Here is a 9,904-nt window from a genome sequence, read left to right as displayed (position 1 = left end):
ATGGGCTTTTTAGCTATTAGGCACGAGCTACTTTACCAGACTTCAAAGTCTTAGTTGAAACCCAAACGCGCTTAGGCTTACCATCAACAAGAATACGAACTCTTTGAAGGTTTGGCTTCCAAGCACGACGTGCTGATCTCTTTGAGTGAGAACGTTTGTTACCGAAAGTAGTCTTCTTACCTGTTACAAAATCTTTTGCCATTTGCTAAACCTCCTTTTTGTGTTGTCATACTTAAATAAGATATCATATGTTTGCAGGCAATTCAATATTAAAACTATTTTTTAATAAATTGGTTTTAATAAGCGTTTGCTGTTTTACTATGATAAAATAAATACGTATATCAAGACAATAATAAAGACGGAGGAGAAACATGGCTGTTAAAATCAAGACAAAAGATGGTTTGATTGATATTTCAAACGGAGTAATTGCAACTGTTGTTGGTAGTGCAGCTACGTCTAATTACGGCGTTGTAGGAATGGCTTCAAAAAATGCTATTCGTGATGGTTTCGATGGTATTCTTAATCGTGCCAATTATAAGCGCGGTGTTGTTGTCAAGTCAGAAAATAATGAAATTACGGTAGATGTTTACATTATCGTTGGCTACGGCTTGAAAATTTCAGAAGTCAGCCGTAACGTTCAAGGCAGTGTAAAGTATAATTTAAAGAATCAACTCGGTATTGATACTAAAGCCGTTAATGTCATCGTGCAAAGTGTTAAAGTACTTGACGAGTAACGCAAGCGGAGGATATGAATATTGGTTTTAAAAGAATTAGATAGTACACAATTTAGAGATATGGTGAGAGTCGCTACTCACAGAATGGGAAAGAATGCAGAGTTTGTTAACTCATTGAATGTTTTCCCAGTTCCTGATGGTGACACTGGAACCAACATGAACTTAACCATTGAAAGTGGGGCAAAGGCAGTTGCACAAGATCCCAGCACTAGTGTTGGCGATTTGACTAACGCTTTAGCTAAAGGGATGCTAATGGGTGCCCGCGGTAATAGTGGTGTTATTACTTCACAATTGTTTAGAGGCTTTTATAAAGCTACTCAAGGCATGAAGACTTTAACTGCACAAGAATTAGCTAATGCTTTTTCAAATGGTGTAGCAACTGCTTATAAAGCTGTGATGAAGCCTGTTGAAGGTACTATTTTGACTGTAGCTCGCGTTGCAGCAACTGAAGGTGCCAACAAGTCCAATGATACAGATGATGTTGAAGAAGTTATGAAGGCGGTTGTTGAAGGTGCTAAGAAGGCATTGAAGACTACCCCTGATTTACTTCCGGTTTTAAAACAAGTCGGCGTCGTTGACTCTGGTGGTCAAGGCTTGCTATTTATTTACGAAGGTTTCTTAGAAGGACTTCTTGGTGAAGACTTTGCGGATCAATATCAGCCTGATAGTGGTGAAATGGACGAAATGATTAATGCCATGCACCACCAATCAGTTCAAAGCCAATTAGCTACTCAAGATATTGCTAATGGTTACTGTACTGAAATTATGGTTGATTTAGCAGCTGATGTGCCTGACAAGAAGAAGTTCGACCTTGAAGAATTTAGAAAGCACTTGTCAGAAATTGGTGATTCACTTTTAGCTGTTTCTGATGGAGAAGTTGCTAAAGTTCACGTCCACACTGAACATCCAGGTGAAGTCTTCAGATATGGTAGCCAATTTGGTCAATTAGGCAAGATTAAGATCGATAACATGCGTATTCAACACGAAACCATTGTTAACGATGATGAAGACAAGCAAGAAGCTGTTGACTTTGCAGTTATTGCTGTTTGCTCAGGTAACGGTATTCGCAAGTTGTTTGAAAGTGAAGGCGTAAACCGTATTATCTCAGGTGGTCAAACTATGAACCCATCTACTGCTGATATTGTTGACGCGATTAAGAAATCTGGCGCCAAGAAAGCCATTATTTTGCCAAACAACAGTAATATTATCATGGCTGCCAAGCAAGCTGCTGAAGTTAGTGATATTCCAGTGGGTATTGTTCCAACCAAGACAATTTCACAAGGTTTGACTGCAATGCTTTCATTTGATCCAGATGCTTCAGTTGATGACAACGTTGAAGCAATGACTGAAGATTTTGATACTGTTGTTTCAGGTGAAGTTACTCAAGCTAACCGTGACACCACAATTGATGATGTAGAAATCCACAAGGATGATTATCTCGGAATTGTTGATGGTAATATCAAGGTTGATAATAGTGATTTGATCAAGACCACTACTGAAATGATTGAAAAGATGCTTGATGAAGATTCAGAAATCATCACAATTATGTTTGGTCGTGATTCTAACAAGAGTCAAGCTGAAGAAGTAGTTAAGGCTTTAGAAGAAAATCACGATGACCTTGAATTTGAAATTCACGATGGTGGTCAACCAGTTTACAACTTCTTAGTATCAGTTGAATAAAAGAAAATGAGCAATCAAGTACTATTATTTGCTCCTGTTACCGATTTAAAAGGCGTAGGTACCAAAACAGCAGCTGATTTGGCAAGCCTAGGAATTTACAGTATCTATGACTTACTGTTTTACTTTCCTTTTCGCTATGATGAATTGCAGACATTACCACTTGATCAGATCATGGATGGTCAAAAGGTTATGCTTAAAGGAATTGTAGCAACGGAACCATTTGTCAGCCGCTTTGGTTACAAGAAGAGCCGTTTAAGTTTTAAATTAAGAATTGACCATGATGTCATCATGGTCAATTTTTTTAATCAACCGTGGCTCAAAAATCAGCTTGAAATCGGTAAAGAAGTAGCAGTATATGGCAAATATAATGTTGCAAGGCAAACTCTGTCAGGCTTCAAATTTGTCGCTGCAAAAGACAATGATAGTGGCATGGCGCCGATTTATCCCGTTAATAAACATGTCAAACAAAAGAAGCTGGTTAGCCTAATCAATTTAGCAATCGATGATTTCTTAAGCGAAGTCGTAGATATTGTTCCAGAGAAAATCAGGCAAAAATTCAAATTAATGTCAGATCAGGAAATTATCGTTAAAATGCATCATCCAAATAATGGGATTGATGCAAAATTGGCTAAAAGAAGTGCAACTTTTAGAGAATTTTTTATTTTTCAAATGCAGTTGGCCTTGCTGACTAGTCGTGAAAATGAAAATAATCAAGGAGAAGCTAAGCACTATGATCTAAAAGAGATTGCCAAATTAACCAAGTCTTTGCCATTTGAATTGTCAGCTGATCAAAAAGAAGCTGTTAATGAGATTTATGCTGATATGCATTCTGATCAACAGATGAGGCGACTTTTGCAAGGGGATGTTGGTTCTGGTAAAACTGTGGTAGCAGTTTATGCAATTTTTGCAGCAATTACAGCAGGATATCAGGCTGCATTAATGGTCCCAACAGAAATTCTAGCTACGCAGCACTTTAACAAGATTGACGAGCTATTGCGTCCACTTGGAGTTAGAACGGTTCTTTTGACTGGTAATACCAAAACTCTTGAAAGACGCGAAATCTATAAAGAAATTACTGATGGGACGATCAATGTTGTCATCGGAACTCACGCTTTGATTCAAAAAAACGTGATCTTCAAAAAGCTGGGTTTGGTAATTATTGATGAACAGCATCGCTTCGGTGTCGGTCAAAGACAAGCTCTTATAAATAAAGGTGAATGCCCCGATATTTTAGCAATGACAGCAACGCCAATCCCTAGAACGCTGGCTTTAACAGTTTATGGTGAAATGAAAGTTTCAGAGATTAGGCATTTGCCATCAGGACGCAAGCCAATAATTTCAGCGTGGAAAACTAGTAGTCAAATGGATGACGTCTATGCTAGAATGAAGCAACAGTTAGCCGCTGGTTTTCAGATTTATGCTGTAACACCGCTAATTTCAGAGTCTGAGACACTGGACCTGAAGAATGCAGAAGAATTATTTGAAAAATTGAGTCATGATTTTCCTGATCAAAAAGTAGTTCTCTTGCACGGTCAAATGCCGGGAGCACAAAAAGACGAAATTATGGCAGCTTTTGCGGCAGGTGAAATCAACATTTTGGTCACAACCAGTGTGATCGAAGTTGGGGTCGATGTTCCAAATGCCAATATGATGATCATCTATAACGCTGATCGTTTCGGTCTTAGTCAACTTCACCAGCTCAGAGGGCGGATTGGTCGTGGTCAAACGCAAAGTTACTGTATGTTTATTGCTGATCCGAAGACTGATTCAGGCAAAGCAAGAATGAGAATTATCGCTGAAACTACGGATGGTTTTAAACTCGCTGAAGAAGATCTGAAAATGCGCGGCGAAGGTGATTTGTTTGGTAAAGCTCAATCTGGGCTTCCTGAATTTAGGGTTGGTAATGTGGTCAATGATTACAATACCTTAGCAGCAGCGCAAAAAGTGGCGCAAAAGCTAGTAAAAAAATCTAACCCAGATCATCAAGCACTTAAAGAGATCTTAGATTACGAGCAATTAAAGCAAAATCGAATTTAGAAAAGAATAAGGGTGAACTATGAAAGTTATTGCGATTGATGCAATGGGCGGCGAGAATGCCCCTAAAGCGGTTGTAGATGCAGTTTTAAAAGTGAAACCTGAATTACCTCAAACTAAAATGATTCTTTTTGGGGATGAGGTAAAGATCAAAGAATTAATTCCAGCTGATCAATTAGATGATCGCTTGGAAATTGTTAAGACAACCGAATTAATTAATGATGAAGATGAACCTGTGAAAGCTATTAGATCTAAAAAAGATTCCTCAATGGTAGTAGCAGCAAATTACGTTAAAGAGGGTAAGGCAGATGCCTTGTTTTCAATGGGAAATACTGGCGCGCTTCTTGCCTGCGGAATTTTTATCATTGGTCGAATTAAAGGTATCGTTCGCCCAGGTCTAATGCCAACTCTTCCAGCACAAAATAGCGATAAGGGCTTTAACATCGTTGATGTTGGTGCCAATGCTAAGAGTAAGCCTGAGTATTTAGTTCAATGGGCACAAATGGCATCTTTTTATTCAGAAAAAATTCGCGGTATTAACAAACCGAAAGTTGCTTTATTAAATAATGGCGCCGAAGATGATAAAGGTGACGAATTGCATCAAGAAGCCTACCAGCTATTGAAGGATAGTAACTTGAATTTCATTGGTAATATTGAAGGTAATGAAATTATGACTGCTAAAGCTGATGTGGTTGTCACAGACGGTTTTAGTGGTAATATTGCTTTAAAGAGTGTAGAAGGGATGTCCAGCGTTCTACTTCATTCATTGAAGGATAGCTTACTTAATAATGGTTTAATGACTAAATTAGGTGCTTTAATGATCAAGAATGCTATTAGTGATTTGCGTCATAAGTATGATACTGCTGTTCATGGCGGGGCAGTTTTACTCGGAGTAAATGCTCCAGTAGTTAAGACACATGGTCGTTCAGACATCCGTCCAATCTACTATACTTTAAAACAAATTGATAAAATTTTGGATCAAAAATTGATCGATGATTTTAAACAGGAATTCAGTAAATAATTATTTTTTAAGAAAGAGGAACTATTTATGTCAGAAGAAGAAATTTTTACCAAAATCAAGGGGTTAATTGCTGATAACTTTGATATCGATGCAGATAAAATTACAAAGGAAACAAGTTTTACTGATGATTTGGATGCAGACTCAATTGACCTTGTAGAATTCATTCTTCAACTTGAGGATGAATTTGGTTCTGAAATCCCTGATGATGAAGCAGAAAAAATTAAAAATGTAGGTGATGCAGTGGCCTATATTAAAGCACATCAGGGTTAAAAAATATTCAAAAAAGGCCGTTCTCAATTTGCATGAGGACGGCTTTGTGTTTATAATTAGAAAATAAATTGAAAAAGTTAAATAGCTTTTAATAATATTTTCGATATGGGGGAATGACCATTGGAAAAGCAGAGTGATCTACTATTAGACATCCAGCATTTGCATACTGCTTACCGTTTACAAGGTAAGTTTTATGATGCTGCCGATGATATCAATCTGACTTTGAAAAGAAACGAGATTCTAGCCATTGTTGGGGAATCTGGTTGTGGTAAAAGTACGATTGCGTCAAGTATTATTGGGTTGTATGACCACAAGAATACTAAAGTAACTGGCGATATTCTTTATAATGAATTAAATTTAGTGGGTTTAAATGAATCATTATTCAATAAAATCCGTGGTGATAAGATTGGTATTATTTTCCAGGATCCACTAGCTAGTTTGAACCCATTGATGCGTGTTGGTGATCAAGTTGCAGAAACTCTTTACTACCACACTGATATGGACGAAAAGGCACGGCGAGCACGTGTGATTGAATTATTCAATCAGGTAGGGATGCCAAGACCTGAAGAAATGTATGAGATGTATCCACACGAATTATCTGGTGGACTTCGTCAACGTGTGGTTATTGCGATGGCAATTGCCTGCAAGCCAGAAATTATCATTGCAGATGAACCAACTACTGCTTTGGATGTTACTATTCAAGCACAAATTTTGGACCTTCTTGAAGATATTCAAAAGCAGTCAAATTCAGGTATTATTTTAATTACTCACGACTTAGGTGTTGTAGCAGAAACTGCTGATCAAGTTGCAGTTATGTACGCTGGTCAAATCGTTGAAAAGTCAGATGTAAAGACTATCTTCGAACACCCACTTCATCCATATACTAGATCACTTTTGAATTCAATGCCTCAAAGTGATGACACTGACGAAGATCTTCATGTTATTCATGGTACTGTTCCTTCACTTAAGAATATGCCACGTGAAGGTGATCGTTTCGCTTCAAGAATTCCTTGGATTCCTGCAAGTGCACACGAAGAAAATCCTCAAGTTCATGAAGTAGAACCAGATCACTGGGTAAGATGTACTTGCTGGAAGACTTTCCATTTTGAAGATCAACCAGCAGTAAATGACGTAAAAAAGGCAGTGAGCGGAGACTAATTATGGCTAAAGAAATAATTCAGATAAAAGATTTAAAAGTTCATTATCCAATTCGCTCCGGATTTTGGAACAGAATTACAGGTTATGTTAGAGCTGTAGATGGAGTTAGCCTTACAATCAATGAGGGTGAAACTTACGGTCTGATTGGTGAATCAGGATCCGGTAAGTCAACTACTGGTAAAGCAATTGTTGGGGTTGAAAAAGTAACTTCAGGCTCAATTATTTACAAGGGTGAAGATATTACTAAAGCTTCAAACAGACGTCACTTAAACTACAACAAAGATGTTCAAATGATCTTCCAGGATTCAATGTCAAGTTTGAACCCAAGAAAGAGAATTGAAGATATCATCGCTGAACCAATCAGAAACTTCGAAAATTTAACTACTGATCAAGAACGTGATCGTGTTCAAGAATTACTTGATATTGTAGGTATGCCAAGCGACGCTATCTACAAGTATCCACACGAATTCTCTGGTGGTCAACGTCAAAGAATTGGTGTTGCTCGTGCAGTAGCCACTAATCCAAAATTGATTGTTGCTGACGAACCAACAAGTGCTTTGGACTTATCAGTTCAAGCACAGGTTTTGAATTTTATGAAACATATTCAACAACAGTACAATATTGCTTACTTATTCATTTCACACGACTTGGGTGTTATTCGTCATATGTCAGAAAATATTGCGATTATGAACCGTGGTCGTTTAGTTGAAGTAGGTAAGAAGGATGACATTTACAACCATCCGGTTCACATTTATACTAAACGTCTTTTAGCTGCCATTCCAAAGGTTGATGTTGAACATCGTGAAGAACACAAGAAACATCGATTAGCTGTTGAAGAAGAATACAAAAATGACCAAAGTAAGTGGTACGACGAAAATGGTCGAGTATTCCCATTACAAAAAGTATCACCTACACACTCTGTAGCATTACCAGCCTCAGAAATTAATGAAATGAAGGAGAGTGATTAAAAAATGTGGAAGACAGTTTTAAGACGTTTATTGATCATGATCCCTCAACTTATTGTTTTGAGTATCATTGTTTTTGCTTTGGCAAAGATGATGCCAGGGGATCCTTTTACAGGTTTAATTAACCCAAACAGTGATCCAAAGGAAATTGCTCGTTTAAGACAAGCTGCCGGACTTAATGATCCAATGTGGGTGCAATACTTCAGATGGGTCGGAAATCTTTTTCATGGAGACCTAGGAACATCATATATCCAGAAGGTTCCTGTAACTTCATTAATTGCCGATCGTGCAGTTAATACGTTCTGGCTTTCATTGTTGACCGTTATTTTGACATACGCCCTTGCAATTCCTATGGGTATTACTGCTGGCCGTTACCAAGATAAATGGCAAGATCAACTTATTCAGATTTTCAACTATGTCACTTATGCCATCCCTGGTTTCGTAATCTACATTTTAGGATTGTGGCTCTTTGGTTATATCTTAGGTTGGTTCCCAATTTCGGGTTCTGTTTCAGGTAATGCTAGTGGATTCTTTGGCGTTTTATTCAGTCGACTTGATCACATGATTTTGCCAGCAATCCTAGTAGCGATTATTTCTACTACTGGTACAGTTCAATATTTAAGAACTGGTATTGTTGATAACAAAGTAGAAGATTACGTAAGAACAGCTCGTTCAAAGGGTGTTCCAGAAAAGGTTGTATTTAATAAACATATTTTGAGAAACTCTTTGTTACCAATTGCCGCTTTCTTTGGTAATACTATTACCGGTTTATTGAGTGGTTCAGTTATTGTTGAAACTGTGTTTAGTTATCCTGGTATGGGGAAGCTTTTCATGGATTCAATTTCACAACGTGACTACACAACTTTAACAGCATTAATTTTGATCTTCGGTATTTTAACTTTAATTGGTAATTTACTTTCAGATATTATCATGAGTATCGTAGACCCTAGAATCAGAATTCAATAGGAGGGGAGAAAAATGGCTAAAGATAAGTCTTCAAATAATAAAAAAGAAAAAAAGGCTAAGCAAGCAACTCCTCCATCTGGTTTTAGAATTATCTGGCGGGAGATTATGCATGAGCCTTCAGCTAGAGTGGCCTTAGTGGTCATTATTGCAATTTTGTTGTTCTGTTTTGTAGGCTCACTTTTCTTAAATAAAGCTGATATCACAGCAACCGATATTATGGCGGCCAACGATCCATGGGGCACTCCAGGTCATATTTTAGGTGCCGATGATGGTGGTCGTGACATTTTCAAATTACTAATCATGGGTGGTAGAAACTCTATCACAATCGGTATTTCAGTAACCTTAATTTCATTAGTTATTGGTTTAATTGTTGGTATGTTTGCTGGTTACTTTGGTGGTGTGATCGACAACATCGTTATGAGAATAGTCGATTTCATCCAGATTATGCCACAATTTCCAATTTTAATTGTTTTAGCTAGTGTTATTCCAAACTACAACGCAGTTACATTGGTAATGATGATGACACTCTTTGGTTGGACAGGGGAAGCTAGATACTACCGAAGCTTCGTTTTAGCTCAACGTGAAAGAGATTATGTTCTGGCATCAAAGACTTCAGGATCAACTGATTTACAAATTATGTTCCGTGAAGTATTGCCAAATATTAGTTCAATGTTAATTATTGATATTGTATTGATGGTTGCCGGAAATATCGGTATTGAAACTGGACTTTCTTTCATCGGTTATGGTTTGCCAACAACTACTCCATCATTGGGTACACTAATTGGTTATGCTAATGATCCAGTTAACGTTACTACCCGTCCATGGCTTTGGCTTCCAGCAGCATTGTTACTTTTGGTTATTTCCTTAAGTATTAACTATGTTGGTCGTGCATTACAAAAGGCCGCAGACGCTCGTCAAAGAGAAGCTTAATATTTTAAAAATAGTCTTATTCAGTAAATTGTGAGTAAGACTATTTTTCTATATAGCTAAAGATAAAATTAAATAATTAATGATATTAGTGTAAGCGTCTAAAAACAAGGTACCTATCTTAGCTCCGTTTTCTGTCATATACTAGC

Annotated in this window: 10 protein-coding genes; 9 read left to right on the top strand and 1 reads right to left on the bottom strand. The window is 37.5% G+C overall.

The genetic code is table 11. From position 1 onward, the window contains the following. Positions 1-16: 16 nt before the first annotated feature. Positions 17-202 (bottom strand): 50S ribosomal protein L28, encoded by a 186-nt coding sequence (gene rpmB / locus FC46_RS05920; RefSeq protein ID WP_057798803.1) that lies wholly within the window; start codon positions 200-202, stop codon positions 17-19. 169 nt (positions 203-371) lie between these two features. Between rpmB and FC46_RS05915 the strand changes: the two genes are divergently transcribed. The 9 genes from FC46_RS05915 to FC46_RS05875 all read left to right on the top strand — a co-directional run bounded on the left by FC46_RS05915 (position 372) and on the right by FC46_RS05875 (position 9,758). After that, positions 372-734: an Asp23/Gls24 family envelope stress response protein gene (locus FC46_RS05915; RefSeq protein ID WP_009560287.1), complete on the top strand. Its 363-nt coding sequence runs from the start codon at positions 372-374 to the stop codon at positions 732-734. Between the two features lie 21 nt (positions 735-755). Continuing rightward, positions 756-2,414, top strand: coding sequence for a DAK2 domain-containing protein (locus FC46_RS05910; RefSeq protein ID WP_057798801.1), 1,659 nt, complete (start codon positions 756-758; stop codon positions 2,412-2,414). Between the two features lie 6 nt (positions 2,415-2,420). Beyond that, on the top strand, positions 2,421-4,451 hold the full coding sequence (recG, locus tag FC46_RS05905; protein WP_057798799.1) for an ATP-dependent DNA helicase RecG: 2,031 nt from the start codon (positions 2,421-2,423) through the stop codon (positions 4,449-4,451). Positions 4,452-4,470: 19 nt separating this feature from the next. Next, positions 4,471-5,469 (top strand): phosphate acyltransferase PlsX, encoded by a 999-nt coding sequence (gene plsX / locus FC46_RS05900; RefSeq protein ID WP_057798797.1) that lies wholly within the window; start codon positions 4,471-4,473, stop codon positions 5,467-5,469. 27 nt (positions 5,470-5,496) lie between these two features. Then, positions 5,497-5,739 (top strand): acyl carrier protein, encoded by a 243-nt coding sequence (gene acpP / locus FC46_RS05895; protein WP_057798795.1) that lies wholly within the window; start codon positions 5,497-5,499, stop codon positions 5,737-5,739. A gap of 120 nt (positions 5,740-5,859) precedes the next feature. Then, positions 5,860-6,897, top strand: a complete 1,038-nt coding sequence (locus tag FC46_RS05890; protein ID WP_057798793.1) for an ABC transporter ATP-binding protein — start codon at positions 5,860-5,862, stop codon at positions 6,895-6,897. A gap of 2 nt (positions 6,898-6,899) precedes the next feature. After that, entirely contained in the window at positions 6,900-7,865 is a 966-nt protein-coding gene (locus tag FC46_RS05885; protein ID WP_057798791.1) for an ABC transporter ATP-binding protein, read from the top strand. A 3-nt stretch (positions 7,866-7,868) separates the two neighbouring features. Next, positions 7,869-8,828 (top strand): oligopeptide ABC transporter permease, encoded by a 960-nt coding sequence (gene opp4B, locus FC46_RS05880; protein WP_057798789.1) that lies wholly within the window; start codon positions 7,869-7,871, stop codon positions 8,826-8,828. A 12-nt stretch (positions 8,829-8,840) separates the two neighbouring features. Beyond that, positions 8,841-9,758 (top strand): ABC transporter permease, encoded by a 918-nt coding sequence (locus FC46_RS05875; RefSeq protein ID WP_057798786.1) that lies wholly within the window; start codon positions 8,841-8,843, stop codon positions 9,756-9,758. The last annotated feature ends 146 nt before the right edge of the window (positions 9,759-9,904 follow it).

The organism is Lactobacillus kalixensis DSM 16043 (assembly GCF_001434335.1).
In the GTDB taxonomy this organism is placed as follows: Bacteria; Bacillota; Bacilli; order Lactobacillales; family Lactobacillaceae; genus Lactobacillus; species Lactobacillus kalixensis.
The sequence above is the reverse complement of the archived record's forward strand: the minus strand, read 5'-3'. Positions and strand labels throughout refer to the sequence as shown.

Coding starts and splice junctions, on each gene's coding strand:
- rpmB (WP_057798803.1), bottom strand. CDS start 202: ATGGCAAAAGATTTTGTAACAGGTAAGAAGACTACTTTCGGTAACAAA.
- FC46_RS05915 (WP_009560287.1), top strand. CDS start 372: ATGGCTGTTAAAATCAAGACAAAAGATGGTTTGATTGATATTTCAAAC.
- recG (WP_057798799.1), top strand. CDS start 2,421: ATGAGCAATCAAGTACTATTATTTGCTCCTGTTACCGATTTAAAAGGC.
- plsX (WP_057798797.1), top strand. CDS start 4,471: ATGAAAGTTATTGCGATTGATGCAATGGGCGGCGAGAATGCCCCTAAA.
- acpP (WP_057798795.1), top strand. CDS start 5,497: ATGTCAGAAGAAGAAATTTTTACCAAAATCAAGGGGTTAATTGCTGAT.
- FC46_RS05885 (WP_057798791.1), top strand. CDS start 6,900: ATGGCTAAAGAAATAATTCAGATAAAAGATTTAAAAGTTCATTATCCA.
- opp4B (WP_057798789.1), top strand. CDS start 7,869: ATGTGGAAGACAGTTTTAAGACGTTTATTGATCATGATCCCTCAACTT.
- FC46_RS05875 (WP_057798786.1), top strand. CDS start 8,841: ATGGCTAAAGATAAGTCTTCAAATAATAAAAAAGAAAAAAAGGCTAAG.